This is a genomic window from Rhizobium sp. 05N49 (genome assembly GCF_056396805.1).
Genome location: NZ_JBFTME010000003.1, coordinates 475718 through 498548 on the forward strand (window position 1 = coordinate 475718; position 22831 = coordinate 498548).

Sequence of the window (22831 nt, forward strand, 5' to 3'; positions counted from 1 at the left end):
CCAAGGCGCCTCAGCGAAGGAAAAAGCTATGGAGACGTTCGGAGTTCATAACCAGGCAATCGAGCTGGCGACGATCGGTTTCAGCAACGTACGCAGCGTACGTTACAACCTGTCCGCAGCTCTTCTCTATGAGGAGGCGATTCGCCGGGGAGAAGCCGAACTGACAGCACAAGGCGCCCTTCGTGCCACGACTGGGCAGCACACGGGCCGCTCGCCGCGCGACAAGTTCGTCGTTCGCGATGGCAATACCGACGGGCAGATCTGGTGGGATAACAACAAGCCGATGTCGCCGGAGCATTTCGCGCTGTTGCACAAGGATATGCTGGCCCATGCTGCCGGCAAGGACCTCTTCGTGCAGGATCTCGTCGGCGGCGCCGACGCGGGCCAAGCACTGCCGACCCGCGTTGTGACCGAATTCGCGTGGCACTCGCTTTTTATCCGCAACCTGCTGATCCGTCCGAAGGCTGATGCACTCGCAGGCTTTGCGCCGAAGCTGACGATCATCGACCTGCCAAGCTTCAAGGCCGATCCGGAGCGTTACGGTTGCCGCACCGAAACGGTGATCGCCTGTGATCTGACCAACGGCATCGTGCTGATCGCCGGTACCTCCTATGCCGGCGAAATGAAGAAATCCGTCTTCACCGTGCTGAACTACCTGCTGCCGGAAAAGGGCGTCATGCCGATGCACTGCTCGGCCAATGTCGGCCCGGCAGGCGATGCTGCCGTCTTCTTCGGTCTCTCGGGCACCGGCAAGACGACGCTTTCGGCTGACCCGGCACGCACCCTGATCGGCGATGACGAACACGGCTGGAGCGAAAACGGCATCTTCAATTTCGAAGGCGGCTGCTACGCCAAGACCATTCGCCTCTCGGCAGAGGCCGAACCGGAAATCTATGCCACGACACAGCGTTTTGGCACTGTCCTTGAAAACGTCGTTCTCAACGAAAACCGCGAGCCGGATTTCGACGATGCGTCGCTGACGGAAAACACGCGCTGCGCCTACCCGATGGATTTCATTCCGAACGCATCCGAAACGGGCCTTGCGCCTCATCCAAAGACGATCATCATGCTGACGGCCGATGCCTTCGGTGTCATGCCGCCGATCGCCAAGCTGACGCCTGAGCAGGCCATGTACCACTTCCTCTCCGGTTACACTGCCAAGGTGGCAGGCACCGAAAAGGGTGTCACCGAGCCGGAAGCAACGTTCTCGACCTGCTTCGGCGCACCCTTCATGCCACGTCATCCGGCTGAATACGGCAATCTGCTGAAGGAGCTGATCGGCCGCCACGGCGTTGAATGCTGGCTGGTCAACACCGGCTGGACTGGTGGCGCGTATGGCATCGGCAAGCGCATGCCCATCAAGGCAACCCGTGCGTTGCTGACGGCCGCCCTTTCGGGCGAGCTTGCCAAGGTCGAGCTTCGCGCCGATCCGAATTTCGGCTTTGCCGTTCCGGTCGCAGTTGAAGGCGTGGATACCGGCATCCTCGATCCGCGCTCGACCTGGGCCGATAAACAGGCCTATGACGCGCAGGCTGAAAAGCTGGTCTCCATGTTTATCGCCAACTTCGCCAAGTTCGAAAGCCATGTCGACGGCGGCGTGCGCGATGCAGCGCCCGGCATCAAGGTCGCAGCCGAGTAACTCGGTACCGGAACCAGTCGATTCACGTGAAACCCGGTCGCTCCTGTGCCGGGTTTCACCGCTTTCAATTCGCAGTGATTATGCGCTAGAAGGCGGTATGGCCAGCGACGCGCTCTACATCAACGACAGGATCACCATCGCCGGATGGGAGCTGACGGAACAGTTCGTTCTGGCGGGCGGTCCTGGCGGGCAGAACGTCAACAAGGTGTCGACCGCTGTCCAGCTCTTCTTCAATATCCCGAATTCGCCTTCACTCAACGAACGGGTCAAGGCCAATGCGACCAAGCTTGCCGGCAGGCGCATGTCGAAGGACGGCGTATTGATGATCGAGGCAAGTCGGTTCCGCAGCCAGGACCGCAACCGCGAGGATGCGCGCGAGCGGCTGAAGGAGCTGGTCCTGGAGGCCGCCAAGCCGCCACCGCCGCCACGCAAGAAGACAAAACCGACCAAGGGCTCGATCGAACGACGGCTGAAGGAAAAATCCGGCCGGTCTGAAGTCAAGAAGATGCGTGGCCGCCTGGGCGGCGGGGAGTGACATGCCGGAACTTCTGAGCGGCATTCGCCATCTTCCGGAATATCTGGATCGTGCCCGCCAGGAGGCACTGGTCGGCATCATCAGGACCATCGTCGCAGAAGCGCCGCTCTACGTTCCGATCATGCCCGTTACCGGCAAGCCGATGTCGGTGCGGATGACCAATTGCGGTTCGCTCGGCTGGGTCACGGACAAGGAGCGAGGCTATCGCTATCAACCGATGCATCCGGCGACCGGTAGGCCGTGGCCGCCCATACCTTCTGAATTGCTTGATATCTGGAATGACGTTTCGGGTTGCGACAAGCCGCCCGAAGCTTGCCTCGTCAATTTCTATTCCGACGAGGCGCGCATGGGCCTGCATCAGGACAAGGATGAGAACGATCTGAAGGCGCCGGTCGTGTCGATTTCCCTCGGCAACGCCTGCCTCTTCCGTGTCGGTGGGGTGAACCGCAACGACAAGACCATGTCCTTCAAGCTGTCGAGCGGCGATCTCGTCATTCTCGGCGGGGAGGGGCGGCTCTGCTTCCACGGCGTCGACCGCATCTATCCGGCAACATCCACGCTTCTGAAGAACGGCGGACGCATCAACCTGACGCTCCGTCGGGTCAATCCTTGACCCGTGAAGACCCCTAGAGCTTGCGCAGTGCCACCTGCTCGATCAGGTGATCCTTGCCCTTGCGCAGAATAAGATCGGCGCGTGGCCGCGTCGGCAGAATATTCTGGCGAAGGTTCTTGAGATTGATATTCGCCCAGAGGTCTTCTGCAATCGCCACGGCTTCTTCCTCGCTGATCGATGCATAACGGTGGAAGTAGGAATTCGGATCCCGGAAGGCCGTTTCCCTGAGGCGCATGAAACGCGTGACGTACCAATTGTGGATCTGTGTTTCCTCGGCGTCGATATAGATCGAGAAGTCGAAGAAGTCGGACACCATCGGCACGATCTTGCCGTCCGCCGGCAGGTCACGTGATTGCAGGACGTTGATGCCCTCGAAGATCAGAATATCGGGCCGGTCAACGATCTTGTACTCGTCCGGCAGCACGTCATAGACGAGGTGCGAATAGGAGGGTGCCCTCACATCCGGGAGGCCGGCCTTGATCGCCGACAGGAAACGCAGGATTGCGCCGGTGTCGTAACTCTCCGGAAAACCCTTGCGCTGCATCAGGTTCTCGCGCTTCAGCACGGCGTTCGGATAGAGAAAGCCGTCCGTCGTGACGAGATCGACCTTGGGGCTGGAAGGCCAGCGGCCGAGCAGTTCCTTCAGGATACGAGCTGTCGTGGACTTGCCGACCGCCACGGATCCGGCGATGCCGATCACGAATGGCGTCTTCGTCACGTCAGAAAGGCTGAGGAACCGATTGCGCTGTTCGAACAGCAGTTGTGAAGATTCCACATGCGCCGAAAGCAGACGCGATAGTGACAGATAGATACGCCTGACTTCGTCGAGGTCGATCGGGTCGCCCATGGAGCGAAGCCGCTTGACTTCGTCTCCCGTCAGCGTCAGCGGCGTGTCCGCACGAAAATGCGCCCATTGGTCCGAGCTGAAGAAATGGTAGGGAGAATAAGAAGCGGTCTGGAAATCATCCACCTTTTCCGCCACTCCGATAATCTGTGTCGCGATACTCATGAATTCTGCCGGCTGGCCTTTTCCTTGAGGCCGGATTGCGCGGTCCGTCGCGCAAGTTCGGTCATGACATTCTCTAACGGTATTTTAGCAATCTTCAATACGACCATTAGATGATAGAGAACGTCGGCTGCTTCATAGGTGAGGTTATCGCGATCGTTGGTGATGGCCGCCATCACAGCTTCGATCGCTTCCTCGCCGAGTTTCTTGGCTGCTTTCTGCTGTCCGCCCGCTATCAGCTTGGCGGTCCAGGATTCATCCGGAGAGGCCTTCGCCCGCTCTTCGACGATCCGCTCGAGGTCGGAAAGGGAAAATCCGCTCATGATACTGCTTTCAAACTCAGTCGAGGCGCATCGCGATGCCGCGCTCTGACATATAGTGTTTTGCTTCGCCGACGGAATAGGTGCCGAAATGGAAGATTGACGCGGCGAGCACCGCATTGGCATGACCTTCCTTCACACCGGCCACGAGATCGTCGAGATCACCCACACCGCCAGACGCGATGACGGGCACACGGACGGAATCGGCAATCGCCCGGGTCAGCTCCAGATCGTAGCCGATCTTCGTGCCATCGCGGTCCATCGAGGTGACGAGCAACTCGCCGGCGCCGCGGGCAACCATCTTCTGCGCGAATTCCACTGCGTCGATGCCGGTCGCGTTGCGGCCGCCATGCGTATAGATTTCCCAGGCACTGAGATTGTCGCCGCCGACCTGCTGCGTCAGGCGCCGTTTGGCATCGATCGACACGACGATGCACTGGTCGCCAAACTTGTCGGCTGCCTCGGCCACGAAATCCGGATTGTTGACCGCCGCCGAATTGATCGAGACCTTGTCGGCACCGCAAAGCAGCAGCTTGCGGATATCGGCAATGGTGCGAACGCCGCCGCCGACTGTGAGCGGCATGAAGCATTGCTCGGCCGTGCGCGCCACGACATCGAAGATCGTCTCGCGATTGTCCGAAGAGGCGGTGATGTCGAGGAAGCACAGCTCGTCGGCACCGGCTGCATCATAGGCCTTGGCCGCTTCGACCGGATCGCCGGCATCGACCAGATTTAGGAAGTTCACGCCCTTGACGACACGGCCGTCCTTGACGTCGAGGCAGGGGATCACGCGGGCCTTCAGGCTCATTATGCACTCTCCTTGGCCCGGGCGGCCTTGATGAGATCGAGCGCCTCCTTGGGATCTATCCGGCCGTCGTAGAGGGCGCGGCCGGAAATGGCGCCTTCGAGCTTGCCGGCATCCGGCTGCAGCATGCGCTTGATGTCATCGATCGACGCAAGGCCACCTGATGCGATGACCGGAATAGAAACGGCGTCCGCCAGCTCCAGCGTCGATGTCCAGTTGATGCCTGTCAGGATGCCGTCACGATCGATGTCGGTATAGATGATTGCGGCAACGCCGGCGCCCTCGAATTTCTTCGCCAGTTCGATGATGCCGAGTTCGGATGCTTCGGCCCAGCCTTCGACGGCCACCTTGCCGCCCTTCGCGTCGATGCCGACGGCAACACGTCCCGAAAATGTCTTGCAGGCTTCGATCACGAGTGCCGGATCACGCACGGCAACCGTGCCGAGGATGACACGGCGCAGTCCGCGCGACAACCAGTTCTCGATATGCTCGAGCGTACGGATGCCGCCGCCGAGCTGAACGGGATTTTTCGTGGCCTTCAGGATCGCTTCAACCGCGTCGCCATTGGCCGAATGTCCCGCGAAGGCGCCGTCGAGATCGACCACATGCAGCCATTCGAAACCCTGCTCTTCGAAGGATTTCGCCTGGGCAGCCGGATCGGTATTGTAGACCGTTGCCTGTTGCATGTCGCCGAGCTTCAGGCGAACGCATTGTCCGCCCTTAAGGTCGATCGCGGGAAAAAGGATCATTCGTCTCAGGTCCGTAGCGTCGTGGGCACCATCAGTGCATTCCACGCATCTACGATATCCGAACGAAAAAAGACAGCGGCAATGGTGAGAGCAGCAAAAAGCACCAGCAGCAGCAACGTAACAGTGAAGCCGACCCGCACCTGGCGCCAGAAACCGGTGCGTTTCTTCACCGACTTCTCGATATCGCGCACCTGACGCAACGCCTCGCTATTGGTGGCAACGAGCTGGATTTGCGGCTCCATGGCTTCGACATAGATTTCGGCATAGCTCGACAGGATCTGCGAGGCGCGGTCGCGCAAGGTGTTGCGCAGATCGGCGGAGAGGTAGTTGCTCGTTACCGCCGCGATTTCCGCGTCGTTTGGTGAGCGGCCCGCATTGCGCTTGCGATGGCTGACGATAAAGTCCCGCTTCTGGCGCTCATAAAGTGCATAAGCAAGCAGGCCGATCAGATCGTCTTCGCCTTCAATGTAGAATTCCAGCACCGCTTCAGCGAGATCGCCGGCGCTTACCTCGCCCGATCGCAGTCTTGGGTTCTCTTTTCCCGGAAAGGTCTCCTGCATCAGCCGCCGAGCCTCTCTTTGAGCGCCTTTGATGCGTTCACGAGTGCTTTGCGATGCAGGGTCTCATCGACTTGGCGGATGATCACCCCGCCAGGCAGCCGGATATCGACGAACGGCGGCTGGCCCTCTCTGGCCGGCCGCAGCCTGTAGAATATCTTGCCTGATTTCCGCGAAGCCGGCATTGAGCACGCTCCTGTATCCACCCCTTCACTTACAGGGGAAATAAGGCGCGCGTATTAAAAGACAGCCCTTATGGCGCCCAGCGCAGGAAATTCGCGATCAGCGCCAGTCCGAGCTTCTGGCTCTTTTCCGGATGGAACTGCGAACCCGCCATATTGTCCCGGCCGACGAAGGCCGTCATTGGCCCACCGTAATCGGTCGTCGCAATCACATCGCCGGCATTCTCGGCTGCCAGATGGTAGGAGTGCACGAAATAGGCGTGCAGGCCATCAGGCCCCGTCGGAATGCCGTCGAAAAGCGGATGCTCATATTTCAGATTGAGCGTGTTCCAGCCGATCTGCGGGATTTTCAACTCGGGATCGGCAGGCGTCATCTCGACGACGTCACCCGGAATCCAGCCGAAACCCTGCGTCACCGTCTTTTCGAGCCCGCGCGAAGACATGAGCTGCATGCCGACGCAAATCCCGAGGAAAGGCCGCGCCTTCTTCTCGACAGCCTCAAGCAAAGCTTCCGTCATGCCAGGCACGGCATCGAGCCCGCGGCGGCAATCGGCATAGGCGCCGACACCGGGAAGCACGATCCGATCGGCGGCGGCAACGATCTCGGCCTTGTCGGTCAGATTAATCTCGGCCTCGATGCCGGCTTCGCGGGCGGCGCGTTCGAAAGCCTTGGTGGCCGAGCGCAGATTGCCAGAGCCGTAGTCGATAATCGCGACGCGCATTATTTGCGCCCTCCGTCAAAGCCGAAGAGACCGAGCGAAGTGGAATGACCCGGCCGCATCTGCGGACTGGAAGCCTGGTTCCATTCGGGCACCTTCAGATCGGCGCCGGTCTCGATGTTGGAAAAATAGATCTCTTCCGCAAGATCGATCGAGGAAGCGCTGATTGCGACCTCCTCGCGCCAGCCGCGGGAGGCAAGGCCGCGGATACGGAAATTCTGTCCCTCGAACCCGACGAGCAGGTTCACGCCGAAGGCGAGAGCCATTCCCGCCGGCCCGAAGCCTGGTTCTTCCGCCAGCACGCCGCCGATCGCCTGCAGCGCGAACGCAATGATTGCGTGAAGCCAGAGGCGATGCGCAAGCAGCCAGATCCAGGGAAAGAGAAAGGCAAGCCACGAGAAACCGTCACGGATCGTGCGCGTATCCTCGCGCTGACCATCAGGCGGAACAAGAAAAACGTAGCTGGATGCCATCTGACGCTCCCTGATGGGGCTCAGGCGAGCGTGCCCTTTGTCGAGGGAACGCGGCCTGCCTGCCGTGGATCGATCTCTGTCGCAGTGCGCAGAACGCGTGCGACGGCCTTGAAGCATGTCTCTGCAATATGGTGGTTGTTGGCACCATAGTGATTGAGAATATGCAGCGTGATCCCGGCATTCTGGGCAAGCGCCTGGAAGAATTCGCGCACCAGTTCGGTATCGAAAGTGCCGATCTTCGGCGCGCTGAAGGAAACGTTCCAGACGAGGAAGGGGCGGCCGGAAAGATCGACGGCAGCCTTCGTCATCGTCTCGTCCATGGCGAGATCGATCGAGGCATAGCGGGTGATGCCGCGGCGGTCGCCGAGCGCCTTGGCGATCGCCTGGCCGATGGCGATGCCGGTATCCTCGACCGTGTGATGGTCGTCGATATGCAGATCGCCCTTGGACTCGATTTCCATATCGATCAGCGAATGTCGCGAAAGCTGATCCAGCATATGGTCGAAGAAGCCGACACCGGTCGAAATCGTCGACTTGCCGGTGCCGTCGAGATTGACGGAAACGGAAATGGACGTCTCGTTGGTCTTACGGGAAACACTGCCCGTGCGGCTTGCTGCGGTCTCGGCCATATGGCTTTCTCCTTGAAATCAAGGTGGTTCCTTATCAGGCGGATTGCGAAATATCCAGAAGCGTGGGGGCAGAAAAGGAAGGCCATTTGCAATCGTCGCAGGCCCTCTTACATAGGGTTCAACAGGGCCGGCGTTCGGCCCGCTGGAACCGCCCGCGTGCCGGGCAACAGGTGTTAGATGACGACAATTATTACAGTTCGAAAAGGCGGCAAGGTCGTGGTGGCCGGCGACGGTCAGGTCAGCCTCGGCCAGACCGTCATGAAGGGCAATGCCCGCAAGGTCCGCCGTATCGGCAAGGGCGAAGTGATCGCCGGCTTCGCTGGTGCGACCGCCGATGCCTTCACCCTTCTGGAAAGGCTTGAAAAGAAGCTGGAACAATATCCGGGTCAGCTGATGCGCGCCGCCGTTGAGCTCGCCAAGGACTGGCGCACCGACCGCTACCTGCGCAATCTCGAAGCCATGATGCTGGTTGCCGACAAATCGGTGACGCTCGCCATTACCGGCAATGGCGATGTGCTGGAGCCCGAACATGGCGTTGCCGCTATCGGTTCGGGCGGCAATTTCGCGCTTGCCGCGGCTCTCGCACTTACCGACACAGACAAGTCCGCCGAAGACATTGCCCGTCGTGCGCTCGATATCGCCGCCGACATCTGCGTGTACACGAACCACAATGTCATCGTGGAAACGCTGGACGCGGAATGACGGAATATGTCTTCCGTTCCGTCACGGTGGCTGATCTGCCCCTTCTGGCCAAATGGCTAGGGAAGCCGCATGTCCGCCGCTGGTGGAGCGAGCCGGAAGAGGCACTGGCCTCGATCGAAGAGCATCTGCATGATCTGGCGGTCGAGCCCTATATTGTGACGCTCGACGGCAGGGATTTTGCCTTCATTCAGGTGGCTGATCTCGATGATGAAGACGATGCTGCACTGGACGGTCAGCCCGATGGTACCTGCGGCATCGATCAGTTTATCGGGGTCGAAGCGCTTCTTGGAAAGGGTCACGGTCCGGCCTTCATGGCGCAGTTTTGCCAGTCGCTTTTCGATAGGGGCAAGAACCGCGTGCTGGTCGATCCGCATCCGGACAACGCTTTCGCAATCAGAGCCTATACCAAGGCAGGCTTTCAAAGACTTGGCGAAACTACTACGAATTACGGCCGGGCGCTTCTGATGGCCCTGGACCGCCAGGAGAATGATAGACAATGACCACTTTTTCTCCCCGCGAGATCGTTTCCGAGCTCGACCGCTACATCATCGGCCAGCATGAGGCCAAACGCGCTGTCGCGATTGCGCTCCGCAACCGCTGGCGCCGTCACCAGCTCGATCCGAGCTTGCGTGACGAAGTCATGCCGAAGAACATCCTGATGATCGGTCCGACCGGCGTCGGCAAGACGGAAATCTCCCGTCGCCTCGCCAAGCTCGCCGGTGCACCTTTCATTAAGGTCGAAGCCACGAAATTCACCGAAGTCGGTTATGTCGGCCGCGACGTCGAGCAGATCATCCGCGATCTCGTCGAGGTCGGCATCGGCCTGATCCGCGAAAAGAAGCGTACGGAGGTTCAGGCAAAAGCCCATATGAGCGCCGAAGAGCGCGTTCTCGATGCGCTGGTCGGTGCGACGGCCTCGCCCGCGACGCGTGAAAGCTTCCGCAAGAAGCTGCGCAATGGCGAACTCGACGACAAGGAAATCGATATCGAAGTAGCCGATACCGGCTCCGGAATGGGCGGCTTCGATATTCCCGGCATGCCGGGCGCCAATATCGGCGTACTGAACCTGTCGGAAATGTTCGGCAAGGCGATGGGCGGCCGCACCAAGAAGGTGCGCACGACGGTGAAGGCCTCCTACACCGACCTGGTCCGCGACGAGTCCGACAAGCTGATCGACAATGAGGTCATTCAGCGCGAAGCCGTGCGCTCGGTTGAAAATGACGGCATCGTCTTCCTCGACGAAATCGACAAGATCGCGGCTCGCGATGGCGGCGCCGGCGCCGGCGTTTCCCGCGAGGGCGTGCAGCGCGACCTGCTGCCGCTCGTCGAAGGCACCACGGTCTCGACCAAATACGGCCCGGTAAAGACGGATCACATCCTCTTCATCGCCTCGGGCGCCTTCCATGTTTCCAAGCCGTCGGATCTGCTGCCCGAATTGCAGGGCCGCTTGCCGATCCGCGTCGAGCTTCGTCCGCTGAACAAGGAAGACTTCCGCCGCATCCTGACGGAAACCGAGGCCAGCCTCATTCGCCAGTATAAGGCGCTGATGGAAACCGAAAGCCTGACGCTCGATTTCACCGATGACGCGATCGATGCGCTCGCCGATGTCGCCGTCCATCTGAACTCCTCCGTCGAAAATATCGGCGCGCGCCGCTTGCAGACGGTCATGGAGCGGGTGCTGGACGACATCTCCTACAATGCACCGGATCGCGCCGGCACGGATGTGAAGATCGATGCCGCTTACGTGCGCGAGCATGTCGGCGATCTCGCGCAGAATACCGACCTGTCACGCTTCATCCTGTGATCGGGAAACATCGTTTCCTGTCTTTGCGCAGGTAACGCAGAAACTTTGACGATCTGAACTCTCGACAGCGGGCCTTTTACTTTTTAGTGAAAGGCCCGCTTTGTTTTTTGTACGGCTTTATTCGGACAAGATTCTGGTCCAGTCAGCCGCGACACGAAGACGACAGGGAAAGACGGGAAAGCAGATCGTGCGACGCCTTTTGACAAGCCTTGTGATTGCCATCACCATTGCGGGCTCGGTTCCTGCGCTTGCGGCGCAGGCTGTCCCGCCAGGCAACCGTCATGCCGAGCAGCCGGATATTCCAGGCGCTTCGGTCCGTCGCACCAAGGGCACCAAGACGACGTTCGATATCAAATATGAGAAGGTGTACGACCTCCTGTCGACCGACCATGAACTCATGGGCAAGATCAAGAAGGTTTCGAATGCCTATGGTATCAACCCCATTCATGTGATCGGCGCGATCGTCGGCGAACATACTTATAATGTCGATGCCTATGACCGCTTGCAGTCCTACTATGTGAAGGCCGCGTCCTATGCCGGTCAGAGCTTCCGTTTTGCCTATGATGGCGAGAGTGTCGATGATTTCGTCGACCGGCCGCAATTTGCCGCCTGCAACGGCAAGAGCGATTCCTACACGCTCTGGAGTTGCCGCGAGGACGTTTGGGAAAGCGATTTCCGCGGCAAGACCGTGGGTGGCAAGAGCTTCCCCAACAATCGCTTCAGCGCTGTCTTCTTTCAGCCCTTCTATGCCGGTCAGACCTTCGGCCTCGGCCAGGTCAACCCACTGACCGCGTTGATGCTGTCCGATCTCGTATCCCGTGTTTCCGGCTATCCCAAGCTTAACGAGAAGAATGCCGGCTCCGTCTACAAGGCGATCATGGACCCAGACATCTCGCTCGCCTTCGTCGCGGCCTCGATCCGCCGGTCGATCGACGACTACAAGGAGATTGCCGGCATGGATATCTCCGGCAATCCGGGGGTGACAGCCACACTTTATAATGTCGGCAATTCGCGCCAGCGCGCCGCAGCGCTCGCCGCCAAGAATCGCGCTTCCGGCACGACAGTCTGGCCGGAAGAGAATTATTACGGCTGGCTGATCAACGACAAACTGGACCAGCTCAAGGGCCTGCTCTAACTTCAGGCCTGCCGGGAAGACGATATCTCCCGGGAAAGGCTATGCTGATGGACATGCGTCCGGACCCCTTCGTACCGCCGGCACCGCTGCCGCGCACCGTGCCGCCGTCGCGGCTCGAAATCATCAGGACGATCTTCCGCAACCCGCTCGAACTTTGGGGCGAGCCCTCGTATACGCTACCCTGGATCTACACCAATTTCTTCGGGCAGCGAACGCTGATCGCCAACGATCCCGGGCTGATCAAGCATGTGCTGGTCGACAATGCCAATAATTACCGCATGTCCGACGTCCGCCAGCTTGTGCTGCGCCCGATCCTGCGCGACGGACTTCTAACCGCCGAAGGTTCGGTTTGGAAACGCTCGCGCAAGGCTGTCGCCCCTGTTTTCACGCCCCGCCATGCCAAGGGCTTTGCCAGCCAGATGCTGCGCCAGTCGGAAGAATACGTCCGCAAATATGCCGATGTCGACGAAGACGGCACGATTTTCGATATCAGCACCGACATGACGGAGCTGACTTTCGCCATTCTCGCAGACACGTTGTTTTCCGGTGAGATCGTCACATCGAGCGGCCACTTCGCCGATGATGTCAATGAGCTGCTGCATCGCATGGGCCGCGTCGATCCGATGGATCTGCTGCGGGCGCCGTCCTGGGTTCCACGTGTGACACGTATCGGCGGCCAGAAGGTGCTGGAGAAATTCCGGGCGATCGTGCGCAACACCATGGATATGCGGCTTGCCAAGATGAAGGCAGATCGCAGCACCGCGCCGAACGATTTCCTGACCCTGCTGCTGGAGCAGGCCGGTCCTGATGGTCTCACAAAGGAGGAGATCGAGGACAATATCCTGACCTTTATCGGTGCGGGCCACGAGACCACAGCCCGCGCGCTCGCCTGGACGCTCTATTGCGTATCGAATAGCCCGCATATCCGCGAGGCGATGGAAGAAGAGATCGACAGGATCCTCGCTTCAGGCGCAGACCCGGTCGAATGGCCGGATCTGATGCCGCAGACCCGCGCCGCCTTCGAAGAGGCACTCCGCCTTTATCCGCCGGCCCCGTCGATCAATCGCGCGGCCATTGCAGATGATTCCTGGACCAGCCCCAAGGGTGAGCGGGTCGAGATCGAGGCTGGTGTTACTGTGCTCGTCATGCCCTGGACATTACATCGCCATGAGCTCCATTGGGACCGACCCCGCGCCTACATGCCGGAACGCTTCCTTCCCGAAAACCGCGCCTCCGTCGGCCGCTTCCAGTTCCTGCCCTTCGGTGCCGGTCCGCGCGTCTGCATCGGCGCGACATTCGCGCTTCAGGAAGCGGTGATCGCATTGGCTGTGCTGATGCATCGCTATCGCTTCGATTCGACCGATCAGACGAATCCCTGGCCGGTGCAGAAACTGACGACGCAGCCGCAAAACGGCCTTCCGATGCGCGTGACCCGCCGGACTGTTTCCAAGCCTGCATAAATCTTTCGAATTGTTGCTGAATTGACTGTGAATGAAAGCCGGGCAAAGTGGCAGCATGAAAAAGCTGCCACTGCAAGGGAGACACCGCATGAGCCGCATTGAAAAGAATGGTCTCTTCATCGAAGCCGTCCTTCATGATTTCCTCGTGAAGGAAGCGTTGCCGGGCCTCGCAATCGATGCGGACAAGTTTTTCGCCGATTTCTCGGCGATTGTGCATGATCTGGCTCCGAAGAATCGCGCACTGCTTTTGAAGCGCGATCAGCTGCAGGCAAAGATTGACGATTGGTATCGCCAGAACGGCGCACCGACGGATATGGACGCCTATCAGTCCTACCTGAAGGAGATCGGCTATCTCCTGCCCGAAGGGCCGGATTTTCAGGTTTCGACTGCCCATGTCGATGCCGAGATCGCCTCCATTGCCGGCCCCCAGCTCGTCGTTCCCGTCATGAATGCCCGTTACGCCCTGAATGCCGCCAACGCCCGCTGGGGATCGCTCTATGACGCGCTCTATGGCACCGACGCTATCCCGGAAACGGACGGCGCCGAAAAGGGCAAAGGATACAATCCCAGGCGTGGCGAGAAGGTTATAACCTGGGCACGTGATTTTCTCGATTCCGCGGTTCCGCTTGAAGGCAACTCCTGGAAGAATGCCGGCTCTTTCGCCGTGGAGAACGGAGCTCTCGTTATTGCCGCCACCAATGGCATGGCTCTCGCGCTCAAGAATGCCGAGCATTTTGCCGGCTATCGCGGCGACGCGAACGCGCCGACCCATATTCTTTTCAAGAATAACGGCATTCACATCGAAATCGTGCTCGATGCGTCGACCCCGATCGGCAAGACCGATCCGGCCCACATTTCCGATGTCTGGCTTGAATCGGCGATAACCACGATCATGGATTGCGAAGATTCCGTTGCTGCTGTTGATGCCGAGGACAAGGTCACCGTCTACCGCAACTGGCTGGGCCTCATGAAGGGTGACCTGCAGGAGGAAGTGACGAAGGGCAGCTCCACTTTCACCCGCAGGCTCAATCCTGATATCGCTTATACAGCGCCCGGCGGCGCGACCTTCGAGCTGCATCGCCGCTCGCTGATGCTGGTGCGCAATGTCGGCCACCTCATGACCAACCCGGCAATCGTCGATCGGGATGGCAACGAGGTGCCGGAAGGCATCATGGATGCCATGATCACCGGCTTGATTGCGCTTTACGATGTCGGCTCCTCCGGACGCCGCAAGAATTCGCGCGCCGGCTCAATGTATGTCGTCAAGCCGAAGATGCACGGCCCAGAAGAGGTCGCCTTCGCCGTTGAGATCTTCTCGCGCGTTGAAGATGCCCTCGGCATGGCGCGCAACACCATCAAGATGGGCATCATGGACGAGGAGCGCCGTACCACGGTCAATCTCAAGGAATGCATCCGCGCTGCCCGCGAACGCGTCGTCTTCATCAACACGGGTTTCCTCGATCGCACCGGCGACGAGATCCACACTTCTATGGGAGCCGGTCCGATGATCCGCAAGGGCGACATGAAGCAGGCTGCCTGGATCGGCGCCTACGAAAACTGGAACGTCGATATCGGCCTCGAATGCGGCCTCTCCGGCCACGCACAGATCGGCAAGGGCATGTGGGCCATGCCTGATCTGATGGCCGCGATGCTGGAGCAGAAGATTGCCCATCCGAAGGCGGGGGCGAACACCGCCTGGGTACCATCGCCAACGGCCGCCACTCTGCATGCCACGCATTATCACCAGATCAATGTCTCCAAGGTGCAGGAAAGCCTGAAGGATCGCACCCGCGCCAAGCTCTCCGATATTCTCTCGGTGCCGGTCGTTGTGCGGCCGAACTGGACGCCGGAAGAAATCCAGCGTGAACTCGACAACAACGCTCAGGGCATTCTGGGTTATGTCGTGCGTTGGGTCGACCAGGGCATCGGTTGCTCCAAGGTGCCTGACATCAACAATGTCGGCCTCATGGAAGACCGTGCGACGCTGCGGATTTCCGCCCAGCACATGGCGAACTGGCTGCACCACAAGATCGTCACCAGGGAGCAGATCGTCGAAACCATGAAGCGCATGGCCGCCGTCGTCGATCAGCAGAATGCCGGCGATTCGGCCTACATTCAGATGGCCGGACATTTCGATGATTCGATCGCCTTCCAGGCGGCACTCGATCTGGTCCTGAAGGGCAGGGAGCAGCCGAATGGCTACACCGAGCCTGTCCTGCATCGCCGCCGCATCGAGCTCAAGGCGAAACAGACCGCCTGAGCCTGAGCATGCTGAATACAAAAAGGCCGCCGAACCCAAGGTCCGGCGGCCTTTTTTATACCGAATTCGGCTTTTAGCTTACTGTATAACGATGACCTTGGAGGTGGTCTTGCCTGGACGGACGCGGCTGTAGAGGTCGATCACGTCCTGGTTCATCAGGCGGATGCAGCCCGACGAAGCGGCAGTACCGATCGAGGCCCATTCCGGAGTGCCGTGCAGACGGAAGAGCGTGTCCTTGCCCTCTTCATTGAAGAGGTACATGGCGCGTGCGCCGAGCGGATTGGTGAGGCCTGGACCCATGCCGTCTTCGACATACTTGGCGATTTCAGGACGACGGACGGCCATTTCCTTCGGCGGGTGCCAGTTCGGCCATTCCTGCTTCCAGGCGACATAGGCCGTGCCGGACCAAGCGAAGCCCTGTTTGCCGACGCCAATGCCGTAGCGAACAGCCTTGCCGTTGGGCAGGATGTAGTAGAGGTGACGCTCGCGCGTGTTGACGATGATCGTGCCGGGACGTTCGTCGCTCTGGTAGCTGACGATCTGGCGACGGAATTCCGGCTTGACGCGATCAATCGGGATTGCCGGCAGGGAGTATCCGGCATCCGACGTTACGCCATAGGCGTCATTGAAGATTTGTGCCGTCTGAACGGTCGGACCCGCGCCCGTGTCGGTGGATGCGGTTTCGGACGTCGTGGAGCAGCCGGCCAGTGCCAGGGTCGCCAGCAGGCCAAATACAGGGAATGCATTGCGGATGCGCATGGATGACTCGTGAAGGTTTTGGGCAATTGGAGGATAGTCTTTCGACCATCGTTATTTATGGTTTATTTTCGATTAACTTTGCCTTTGCAAGGCTACTGCGGTGCGACAAAATCCATCTGAGCCGCAAATTAAAAGCGCATGGCTTTTTTGCAACAACGGCCAACCCCACTTGATGGTTATCCATGACGATTTTGAGCGTTTACAATAACAATCCGTTAATCGATGGCCGGCAATCGGACAGGGCAATGATGGTGCGCCGTGGCATGCAGATTTTGCTTCACGACATGCGCCACGCCGTGCTGCCGGAGCTGCCGCTGGCGAGCGGTCGCCGGGCCGATCTGATCACGATCTCTGAAAAAGGAGAGGTCTGGATCGTCGAGATCAAGACGTCGATCGAAGACTTCAAGGTCGATCGCAAATGGCCGGATTACCGCCTGCATTGCGATAGGCTATTCTTTGCAACACATAAGGATGTGCCCCAGGATATCTTCCCGGAAGAGTGCGGCCTTTTTCTTTCAGATGGTTACGGGGCGCATATGCTGCGCGAAGCACCTGAACATCGCCTGCCGCCAGCGACCCGCAAGGCCGTGACCCTCAACTTCTCGCGCGCCGCCGCTCAGCGGCTGATGATGGCCGAATGGGCGAACGGCAAGCCCTTCAACGTCGACGACGTCTGATTATTTCGGTGCGCGTTTGGCGAGGATGCGCTGCAGTGTGCGGCGATGCATGTTGAGCCGGCGTGCCGTCTCGGACACGTTGCGTTCACACATTTCATAGACACGCTGGATGTGTTCCCAGCGGACGCGATCGGCCGACATGGGATTTTCCGGCAGTTCCGCCTTCTCTCCCGGCCGCTGCGTCAACGCGGCAAACACATCATCGGCATCAGCGGGTTTTGCAAGGTAATCCACAGCCCCGAGCTTCACCGCAGTCACGGCAGTGGCGATATTTCCGTAGCCCGTCAGCACGATGATTCGCGTATCGTCACGCCGCTGGCGGATAGCTTCGATGACATCGAGACCGTTGCCATCGCCGAGCCTCAGGTCGACCACCGCATATTTCGGCGGCCGGCCTTTGGACTTGGCCACACCTTCTGCCACCGATTCGGCCGTTTCCACATGAAAGCCGCGCGCCTCCATGGCCCGCGCCAGGCGACGTAGAAAGGGGCCGTCGTCATCGACGATCAGCAGGCTCGGGTCGGGCCCGATATGCTCCTCGTTGGAGCCGGCGGAAATCTCATGATTCTGATCTGTCATCGCTACGGTCCCGACGGTTGAATGTCCAAAAATGCGTCAACCGCTCATATCCTGTTTATGCCCACAAAGTCATTTTGTCGAATTTGCGTCCATCAATACGCGCGGCCATTCGATTCGAATGCGCGCACCGGCGTTTTCCGGTTCGCGGTTTTCGAAAATCAAGGATGCACCGGAGCGCTCCAGCAGCGTTTTGGCGATGAAAAGCCCCAGTCCAAGGCCTCCAGCCGTATCTTCCTTCTGCCGTTTGGTGACGTAGGGTTCGCCGATCCGCGTCAGAATGTCGGGTGCGTAACCGTTGCCGTCGTCCTCGATGACAATGAGCACCTTTTCGTGATCGTGTTCGACCGTGACCGTCACCTTCTCCCGCGCATAGTCGACGGCGTTCTCGACGAGGTTGCCAAGCCCGTACATGATGCCGGCATTGCGGTCGGTAACAGGCTCGCCCCTGCGCGGGCTCTTCTCCACCAACTCCAGCTTGATACCGAATTCTCGATGCGGCGCCACGATCTCCTCCATCATCGAGGAGAGCGGTAGCCGCCGCAGATGCGCATCGCCCTCGGCAGAGAGCGTCGTCAGCCGGCGAAGGATATCGCGGCAGCGCTCGCTCTGGCTGCGCAGGAGCTGCACATCCTCGCGGAACCGGTCGTCATTCTTGAGCTCGCGCTCCATTTCCTTGGCAACGACACTGATCGTGGCAAGCGGGGTGCCGAGCTCATGGGCTGCGGCGGCGGCAAGCCCGTCGAGCTGCGAAAGATGCTTCTCCCGCTGCAGCACAAGCTCCGTTGCTGCCAGCGCGTCGGCAAGCTGGCTCGCTTCCATCGACACCCGGTAGGCATAGAAGGCGGCAAAGGCCATCGTCGAGGCGATCGAGCACCAGACACCGAACTGCATGACATTGTGGACATTGATTTCCATCCCGTCGAACCACGGAAGCGGGAAGGGCGAAAAGGCAAGCACGGTAATGCAGACCATCGCAAAGCCGATCAATGCCGTGCTGTAGCGGATCGGCTGTGAGGCGAAGGAAATGATGACGGGTACGCAGACCAGTGCTGCAAAGGGATTGGCCAGGCCGCCGGTAATGAAGAGCAGCGCGCAGAGCTGCAGAAGATCGAAACCCAAAAGCGCGAAAGCGGCAGGCGGCTCAAGCCGGTGGGTCGGCGGATAGCGGATCATCAGATAGAAATTCACCCAGGCGAGTGCGGCAATCAGCGAGCAGCTGGCAACCAGCGGCAGGGGGAATTTTAAGAGGAAGGCGACGATGACGACCGTTACCGCCTGGCCGGTAACTGCCAGCCATCGCAATCGCACCAAAGTCTGCAACCGCAGCCGGCGGCTGCTCAGCCTGTCTTCCTGTGTCTGGATCTCGGTCTTCTCGATCACGCCATACTCCTACAGCCCACACTCTCACAGCATCGACGCCGGCGCTCCAAGGACGGCAGATTATGTACCACGGGGCTTTGCCCTTGTCGTTGGCGCCGCTTCGTCAGGCCTCTCCGGCCAGGGATGTCTCGGATAGCGCCCCCGCATGTCAGCACGCACATCCCTCCATGAGCCCGCCCAAAAGCCGGGCAGGTCGCGGGTCGTCTGGATCGGCCTATGGGCCGGAGAAGTAAGCTCCAGAAGAAGGGGCAATCGTCCCCCAGCGACCGCCGGATGCTGCTTGAGACCGAAGAGTTCCTGAACCCGGATCGTCAGCGTTGGTTCTTCGCCGTCGTACTGGATCGGATGACGCTGCCCCGTTGGTGCCTCGAAATGCGTTGGAGCAAGCCGTGCGAGATCGCGCTGCAGATCGTGCGGCACGAGCGCCATCAGCCCGTTGGAGAGCCCGGAGACGGAAATATCCGAAAGCCCTCGCGCGTCCGTTTGGAAAGGGATGAACCAGTCTTCCATTCGGTCAAGTAGTGCTTCATCGCTGATATCGGGCCACGGTTCACCGATCGTCCGATACAGGAAGCCGATTCGCTCCCGAAGTTGCAGGGCCTCCTTGGAAAAGGGAAGCTGATCGAGCCCTAGTTCCTGCAATCCCTGCGCAAGCGCCCGCACCACCGCCTCGCCTGAGGGGCGCGGAAGCGGCGCTTCCTCGAAGATGATCGCTCCGAGCCTTGTGGCCCGGCGTGCCCGCACCTGCCGGCTCTGCCTGTCGAAAAAGGTCTGGTCGTCCGTCCGGATTTCGCCCGGCAGTTCATCCTCGATGTCGGCACGGGAGATGTCCGCTGCCGCCAGAATTCTCCCCTGCGCGGCCCGGCCCGTCAGATCGGCAATGACCAGCATCTGGCTGCCGGCCAGCCGCTCGGTCTCCGCCAGCTCCGCGCCGCGGCCATTCGCCATGACATATCGCCCGCGCGCGCCGCGCTGAAGTGCGACCCGATCCGGGAAAGCGTGCAGCAGAAGCCTTCCTGCGAGCGCAGGTTCAGCACTTGAAACCTTGTTGAAGCCTTCCGAGAGCCTTTCCGCGAGCCGTCTCGAAGCCTCTGCCCTTTCGCCTTTTTCGCCTTTGAACCGTCGCAGGCGCTCTTCCAGATCGATGCTGGTGCCGCCGAGCCCTTGCTCGGTCAAAAGCACGGAGATCAGCGCCGCATCCTTGGCATGACCTGATTCACCAGCCGAGACCACCATGGCAGCCAGCCGCGGTGGCAGCGCGAGGTCGCGCATCACCTTTCCGCGCGCCGTCAATGCGCCGTCCTTGTCCAGCGCCCCGAGCTGCACCAGCAGCGCGCGGGCTTCCCTGATCGTCGTCTCCGGTGGCTGATCGACAAAGGCCAGCGATTTTGTGTCCTGGACGCCCCAAGAGGCAAGATCGAGTACGAGACCGGAAAGATCACTCGAAAGGATCTGTGGTGGGGTGAAGGCCGGGAGCGCCGCCGTCTGGCCTTGGTGCCACAAGCGGATGGCGATGCCTGGCTCCGTTCTTCCGGCGCGGCCGGCGCGCTGATCGGCCGAAGCGCGCGACACGCGCACGGTTTCCAGCCGCGTGATGCCCGTCGATGCCTCGAAGACGGGCAGCCGCTGCAACCCGCTGTCGATCACGATCCGTACCCCGTCTATGGTAATTGAGGTTTCGGCAATCGAGGTCGCAAGCACGATTTTGCGCGTACCCGGTGCCGCAGGGCGGATCGCCGCATCCTGCTCCTTCTGGCTGAGATTGCCGTAGAGCGGTGTAATCAGCGTCCCGGTGCCGAACCGCCCCTCGAGTCGCTCTGCCGTCCGGGTAATCTCCGCCTGACCGGGAAGGAAAGCGAGGATCGATCCGGTTTCGCTCGCGTGAAAACCCGCGATCGCCCGCACCATTGCGTCTTCAATTCGCTCGCCGCCCGGTCGGTCCTGATAGCGGATATCAATCGGAAAGCTTCGCCCCATGCTTTCGATGATAGGCGGATGTTCAAGCAACGCAGCCACCCGCTCGACATCAAGCGTTGCCGACATCACAAGGATTCGAAGATCGTCGCGAAGCGCCGATTGAACGTCAAGCGCCAGCGCAAGACCGAAATCGGCATCCAGCGACCGCTCGTGAAATTCGTCAAAGATGACGGTGGAGACGCCTGAAAGTTCGGGATCATCGAGGATCATGCGAGCGAAGACTCCCTCGGTGACAACCTCGATCCGCGTCCTCGCCGATATCCTGTTGTCCAGGCGCATGCGGTAGCCGACCGTTTCGCCCACCTGCTCCCCGAGCAGAGACGCCATCCGGCTTGCCGCGGCGCGTGCCGCCAGCCGGCGGGGTTCCAGCAGGATGATCTTCCCGTCAGCGCGCCAGGCCTGGCCAAGCAGATGAAGCGGTACGAGCGTCGTCTTCCCGGCGCCCGGAGGAGCCGAAAGTACGGCGCGCTTCTCCTTGCCAAGCGCCGCGCTGATATCGGGCAGCACGTGCGAAACCGGAAGCTCCGGCAAAGAAGGCATGGTCTTCACTTTCCGCCCGTCACCATTTCATAGGCAAGGATGGCGGCGGCCAGATCCTCGAGCGCTGCACCAACGGATTTGAAGAGCGTGATTTCCTCATCGTCCTTCCGTCTACCGCAGGTGCCAGCGATCAGTTCTGCGAGCTCGCCGCGTATATCGTCTGCTTTTAATACCCCGCTCTTCAGCGGTTGCGCGATGTCGCCACCTTCGCTGAGCGCGCCGGCTCTCGTATCGACATATACGGCGGAGCGACGCACGGCATCATCGTCGCTCTCGCGCATGCTGGGTTTGAAAGCGCCGACAAGGTCGAGATGGGCACCGGGCTTAAGCCACTCGCCACGAATAAGCGGCTCGCTGGAGAGCGTCGCACAGGAAATGATATCGGCCGTTTTCGCCGCCGCTCCAAGATCGCTCACAGCTTCGGCCTGCAGCCCAAGTGCTCGCGCCTCCTCGGCTACCTTCTCCGCCGCTTCGTTATTGCGTCCCCAGACATGGTAGCGCCGGATCGGTCTGGCTATCCCATGTGCCTGCATGAGGTTGAGTGAAAGTCGGCCGGTACCGCAGACCAGCATTTCCTCGGCGTCCGACCGGGAAAGATAGCGCGATGCCAGGGCCGAGGTCGCTGCGGTCCGGCGTGCCGTGAGCTCTCCCCCCTCGATGACCGCCAGCATCTGGCCGGTTGCTGCAGAGGAGAGCAGATAGCTTCCGAAAATCGCCGGAAGGCTTCTTCGAACATTGCCGGGAAAGACGGAAACAGTCTTGATGCCCATATACTGCCCGGGGAGCCAGGCCGGCATCAACAGAAGAGTGGCATTCTCTTCCCCGGGGACCTCCATATCGTGGTGATGGCGAACGGGCATGACGCAGGTGCTTCGAAACATTGCCTCGATGGCGTCGATAAGCTCCGCCCAGGGCAGTGCGGATCGCGTCTGTTCTTCATCGAGGACAAGCATTCTGAAACTCCGTATCGGCTTGGATATGACTGTTTCAGACTACCGATTGGGGCGGTCGAGGCAAGCGGTTGGAATTCAGGGCCATGCTTCCCATATAATGAGGGCACCCAATCGAGACTGCTTGACCGTATCGAGCGAAAACCGATCCGAAACCGGGCGATTTTGACCGGCAAATTGGCCCGTGTGATCGAGCGCTCAAAAACAGCAAGCAAAATCAACCTGTTACAAAAATGTCAAAAAAGTTGGATTGGTGGTGTTGACTGTTTCGAGGGYGTGGGATTATAAGCCCACTCACTGACGAGGGCGGCGGCGCTGCTGGCGACGAAGTCTCTCGTTCTAAAGAAATCAAGCGGATTGGCTGATGCTGGTTTGTTGCTC

The 22831-nt window shown here is 59.9% G+C and carries 25 protein-coding genes; 11 read left to right on the forward strand and 14 right to left on the reverse strand.

Annotated features, from left to right (window positions below; translation table 11 throughout):
* The first annotated feature begins 28 nt into the window (after positions 1–28).
* From AC1DF8_RS09500 to AC1DF8_RS09510, 3 genes are all read left to right on the forward strand, one after another.
* Positions 29–1639: a phosphoenolpyruvate carboxykinase gene (locus AC1DF8_RS09500; RefSeq protein ID WP_478153121.1), complete on the forward strand. Its 1611-nt coding sequence runs from the start codon at positions 29–31 to the stop codon at positions 1637–1639.
* Positions 1640–1736: 97 nt separating this feature from the next.
* Positions 1737–2174 carry an alternative ribosome rescue aminoacyl-tRNA hydrolase ArfB gene (gene arfB / locus AC1DF8_RS09505; RefSeq protein ID WP_113013482.1) on the forward strand — a complete coding sequence of 146 codons (438 nt, stop codon included), beginning with the start codon at positions 1737–1739 and terminating at the stop codon, positions 2172–2174.
* Between the two features lies 1 nt (position 2175).
* Entirely contained in the window at positions 2176–2787 is a 612-nt protein-coding gene (locus AC1DF8_RS09510; protein WP_478153124.1) for an alpha-ketoglutarate-dependent dioxygenase AlkB family protein, read from the forward strand.
* 13 nt (positions 2788–2800) lie between these two features.
* On the opposite strand, the gene coaA is transcribed toward AC1DF8_RS09510, so the two are convergent.
* From coaA to hisB, 9 genes are all read right to left on the reverse strand, one after another.
* On the reverse strand, positions 2801–3796 hold the full coding sequence (gene coaA / locus AC1DF8_RS09515) for a type I pantothenate kinase (protein ID WP_113115864.1): 996 nt from the start codon (positions 3794–3796) through the stop codon (positions 2801–2803).
* Complete coding sequence (locus tag AC1DF8_RS09520; RefSeq protein WP_112544998.1) at positions 3793–4116, reverse strand: phosphoribosyl-ATP diphosphatase; 324 nt, start codon at positions 4114–4116, stop codon at positions 3793–3795. Before AC1DF8_RS09520 ends, coaA begins: the two co-directional genes overlap by 4 nt.
* Positions 4117–4132: 16 nt before the next feature.
* A complete protein-coding gene (gene hisF / locus AC1DF8_RS09525; RefSeq protein WP_112970649.1) occupies positions 4133–4921 on the reverse strand; it encodes an imidazole glycerol phosphate synthase subunit HisF in 789 nt (262 codons plus the stop codon).
* A complete protein-coding gene (hisA, locus tag AC1DF8_RS09530) occupies positions 4921–5667 on the reverse strand; it encodes a 1-(5-phosphoribosyl)-5-[(5-phosphoribosylamino)methylideneamino]imidazole-4-carboxamide isomerase (protein ID WP_478153127.1) in 747 nt (248 codons plus the stop codon). The genes hisF and hisA overlap by 1 nt, the downstream gene beginning before the upstream one ends.
* 5 nt (positions 5668–5672) lie before the next feature.
* Positions 5673–6227: a hypothetical protein gene (locus tag AC1DF8_RS09535; protein ID WP_113206041.1), complete on the reverse strand. Its 555-nt coding sequence runs from the start codon at positions 6225–6227 to the stop codon at positions 5673–5675.
* Positions 6227–6409 (reverse strand): hypothetical protein, encoded by a 183-nt coding sequence (locus tag AC1DF8_RS09540; RefSeq protein WP_112545002.1) that lies wholly within the window; start codon positions 6407–6409, stop codon positions 6227–6229. Before AC1DF8_RS09540 ends, AC1DF8_RS09535 begins: the two co-directional genes overlap by 1 nt.
* Positions 6410–6477: 68 nt before the next feature.
* Positions 6478–7128 carry an imidazole glycerol phosphate synthase subunit HisH gene (hisH, locus tag AC1DF8_RS09545; protein ID WP_478153130.1) on the reverse strand — a complete coding sequence of 217 codons (651 nt, stop codon included), beginning with the start codon at positions 7126–7128 and terminating at the stop codon, positions 6478–6480.
* The gene (locus tag AC1DF8_RS09550) at positions 7128–7598 is read right to left on the reverse strand and encodes a DUF2628 domain-containing protein (RefSeq protein WP_112970645.1); all 471 of its coding nucleotides are present in this window, start codon (positions 7596–7598) and stop codon (positions 7128–7130) included. The genes hisH and AC1DF8_RS09550 overlap by 1 nt, the downstream gene beginning before the upstream one ends.
* 20 nt (positions 7599–7618) lie before the next feature.
* The gene (gene hisB, locus AC1DF8_RS09555; protein WP_112545005.1) at positions 7619–8227 is read right to left on the reverse strand and encodes an imidazoleglycerol-phosphate dehydratase HisB; all 609 of its coding nucleotides are present in this window, start codon (positions 8225–8227) and stop codon (positions 7619–7621) included.
* A gap of 177 nt (positions 8228–8404) precedes the next feature.
* On the opposite strand from hisB, the gene hslV reads away from it, so the two are divergent.
* From hslV to AC1DF8_RS09585, 6 genes are all read left to right on the forward strand, one after another.
* Positions 8405–8929, forward strand: coding sequence for an ATP-dependent protease subunit HslV (gene hslV / locus AC1DF8_RS09560; RefSeq protein ID WP_112970644.1), 525 nt, complete (start codon positions 8405–8407; stop codon positions 8927–8929).
* Positions 8926–9429 (forward strand): GNAT family N-acetyltransferase, encoded by a 504-nt coding sequence (locus tag AC1DF8_RS09565; RefSeq protein ID WP_112970643.1) that lies wholly within the window; start codon positions 8926–8928, stop codon positions 9427–9429. The genes hslV and AC1DF8_RS09565 overlap by 4 nt, the downstream gene beginning before the upstream one ends.
* Entirely contained in the window at positions 9426–10733 is a 1308-nt protein-coding gene (gene hslU, locus AC1DF8_RS09570; RefSeq protein WP_112545008.1) for an ATP-dependent protease ATPase subunit HslU, read from the forward strand. The genes AC1DF8_RS09565 and hslU overlap by 4 nt, the downstream gene beginning before the upstream one ends.
* 187 nt (positions 10734–10920) lie before the next feature.
* Positions 10921–11868 carry a DUF1402 family protein gene (locus AC1DF8_RS09575; RefSeq protein WP_478153134.1) on the forward strand — a complete coding sequence of 316 codons (948 nt, stop codon included), beginning with the start codon at positions 10921–10923 and terminating at the stop codon, positions 11866–11868.
* A gap of 47 nt (positions 11869–11915) precedes the next feature.
* On the forward strand, positions 11916–13328 hold the full coding sequence (locus AC1DF8_RS09580) for a cytochrome P450 (protein ID WP_112970918.1): 1413 nt from the start codon (positions 11916–11918) through the stop codon (positions 13326–13328).
* Between the two features lie 88 nt (positions 13329–13416).
* Positions 13417–15588: a malate synthase G gene (locus AC1DF8_RS09585; RefSeq protein WP_478153136.1), complete on the forward strand. Its 2172-nt coding sequence runs from the start codon at positions 13417–13419 to the stop codon at positions 15586–15588.
* A 78-nt stretch (positions 15589–15666) separates the two neighbouring features.
* On the opposite strand, the gene AC1DF8_RS09590 is transcribed toward AC1DF8_RS09585, so the two are convergent.
* Complete coding sequence (locus tag AC1DF8_RS09590) at positions 15667–16347, reverse strand: L,D-transpeptidase (protein ID WP_112545010.1); 681 nt, start codon at positions 16345–16347, stop codon at positions 15667–15669.
* Between the two features lie 2 nt (positions 16348–16349).
* On the opposite strand from AC1DF8_RS09590, the gene AC1DF8_RS09595 reads away from it, so the two are divergent.
* Positions 16350–16520: a hypothetical protein gene (locus tag AC1DF8_RS09595; protein ID WP_162710101.1), complete on the forward strand. Its 171-nt coding sequence runs from the start codon at positions 16350–16352 to the stop codon at positions 16518–16520.
* Positions 16521–16529: 9 nt separating this feature from the next.
* Positions 16530–17024, forward strand: coding sequence for an MmcB family DNA repair protein (locus tag AC1DF8_RS09600; protein WP_478153138.1), 495 nt, complete (start codon positions 16530–16532; stop codon positions 17022–17024).
* Here the strand turns inward: AC1DF8_RS09600 and AC1DF8_RS09605 are convergent, their stop codons facing one another.
* From AC1DF8_RS09605 to lhpI, 4 genes are all read right to left on the reverse strand, one after another.
* Positions 17025–17603 (reverse strand): ActR/PrrA/RegA family redox response regulator transcription factor, encoded by a 579-nt coding sequence (locus AC1DF8_RS09605; protein WP_025670009.1) that lies wholly within the window; start codon positions 17601–17603, stop codon positions 17025–17027.
* Positions 17604–17672: 69 nt separating this feature from the next.
* Complete coding sequence (locus tag AC1DF8_RS09610; RefSeq protein WP_029869107.1) at positions 17673–18983, reverse strand: ActS/PrrB/RegB family redox-sensitive histidine kinase; 1311 nt, start codon at positions 18981–18983, stop codon at positions 17673–17675.
* Positions 18984–19043: 60 nt separating this feature from the next.
* Entirely contained in the window at positions 19044–21500 is a 2457-nt protein-coding gene (gene hrpB, locus AC1DF8_RS09615) for an ATP-dependent helicase HrpB (RefSeq protein WP_478153141.1), read from the reverse strand.
* A gap of 5 nt (positions 21501–21505) precedes the next feature.
* The gene (lhpI, locus tag AC1DF8_RS09620; protein ID WP_478153143.1) at positions 21506–22453 is read right to left on the reverse strand and encodes a bifunctional Delta(1)-pyrroline-2-carboxylate/Delta(1)-piperideine-2-carboxylate reductase; all 948 of its coding nucleotides are present in this window, start codon (positions 22451–22453) and stop codon (positions 21506–21508) included.
* Positions 22454–22831 lie beyond the last annotated feature (378 nt).

Excerpts from the sequence above, each read along its gene's own strand:
- AC1DF8_RS09500 (WP_478153121.1), top strand. The coding sequence starts at position 29 with ATGGAGACGTTCGGAGTTCATAACCAGGCAATCGAGCTGGCGACGATC.
- arfB (WP_113013482.1), top strand. The coding sequence starts at position 1,737 with ATGGCCAGCGACGCGCTCTACATCAACGACAGGATCACCATCGCCGGA.
- AC1DF8_RS09510 (WP_478153124.1), top strand. The coding sequence starts at position 2,176 with ATGCCGGAACTTCTGAGCGGCATTCGCCATCTTCCGGAATATCTGGAT.
- coaA (WP_113115864.1), bottom strand. The coding sequence starts at position 3,796 with ATGAGTATCGCGACACAGATTATCGGAGTGGCGGAAAAGGTGGATGAT.
- AC1DF8_RS09520 (WP_112544998.1), bottom strand. The coding sequence starts at position 4,116 with ATGAGCGGATTTTCCCTTTCCGACCTCGAGCGGATCGTCGAAGAGCGG.
- hisF (WP_112970649.1), bottom strand. The coding sequence starts at position 4,921 with ATGAGCCTGAAGGCCCGCGTGATCCCCTGCCTCGACGTCAAGGACGGC.
- hisA (WP_478153127.1), bottom strand. The coding sequence starts at position 5,667 with ATGATCCTTTTTCCCGCGATCGACCTTAAGGGCGGACAATGCGTTCGC.
- AC1DF8_RS09535 (WP_113206041.1), bottom strand. The coding sequence starts at position 6,227 with ATGCAGGAGACCTTTCCGGGAAAAGAGAACCCAAGACTGCGATCGGGC.
- AC1DF8_RS09540 (WP_112545002.1), bottom strand. The coding sequence starts at position 6,409 with ATGCCGGCTTCGCGGAAATCAGGCAAGATATTCTACAGGCTGCGGCCG.
- hisH (WP_478153130.1), bottom strand. The coding sequence starts at position 7,128 with ATGCGCGTCGCGATTATCGACTACGGCTCTGGCAATCTGCGCTCGGCC.
- AC1DF8_RS09550 (WP_112970645.1), bottom strand. The coding sequence starts at position 7,598 with ATGGCATCCAGCTACGTTTTTCTTGTTCCGCCTGATGGTCAGCGCGAG.
- hisB (WP_112545005.1), bottom strand. The coding sequence starts at position 8,227 with ATGGCCGAGACCGCAGCAAGCCGCACGGGCAGTGTTTCCCGTAAGACC.
- hslV (WP_112970644.1), top strand. The coding sequence starts at position 8,405 with ATGACGACAATTATTACAGTTCGAAAAGGCGGCAAGGTCGTGGTGGCC.
- AC1DF8_RS09565 (WP_112970643.1), top strand. The coding sequence starts at position 8,926 with ATGACGGAATATGTCTTCCGTTCCGTCACGGTGGCTGATCTGCCCCTT.
- hslU (WP_112545008.1), top strand. The coding sequence starts at position 9,426 with ATGACCACTTTTTCTCCCCGCGAGATCGTTTCCGAGCTCGACCGCTAC.
- AC1DF8_RS09580 (WP_112970918.1), top strand. The coding sequence starts at position 11,916 with ATGGACATGCGTCCGGACCCCTTCGTACCGCCGGCACCGCTGCCGCGC.
- AC1DF8_RS09585 (WP_478153136.1), top strand. The coding sequence starts at position 13,417 with ATGAGCCGCATTGAAAAGAATGGTCTCTTCATCGAAGCCGTCCTTCAT.
- AC1DF8_RS09590 (WP_112545010.1), bottom strand. The coding sequence starts at position 16,347 with ATGCGCATCCGCAATGCATTCCCTGTATTTGGCCTGCTGGCGACCCTG.
- AC1DF8_RS09595 (WP_162710101.1), top strand. The coding sequence starts at position 16,350 with ATGACTCGTGAAGGTTTTGGGCAATTGGAGGATAGTCTTTCGACCATC.
- AC1DF8_RS09600 (WP_478153138.1), top strand. The coding sequence starts at position 16,530 with ATGACGATTTTGAGCGTTTACAATAACAATCCGTTAATCGATGGCCGG.
- AC1DF8_RS09605 (WP_025670009.1), bottom strand. The coding sequence starts at position 17,603 with ATGACAGATCAGAATCATGAGATTTCCGCCGGCTCCAACGAGGAGCAT.
- hrpB (WP_478153141.1), bottom strand. The coding sequence starts at position 21,500 with ATGCCTTCTTTGCCGGAGCTTCCGGTTTCGCACGTGCTGCCCGATATC.
- lhpI (WP_478153143.1), bottom strand. The coding sequence starts at position 22,453 with ATGCTTGTCCTCGATGAAGAACAGACGCGATCCGCACTGCCCTGGGCG.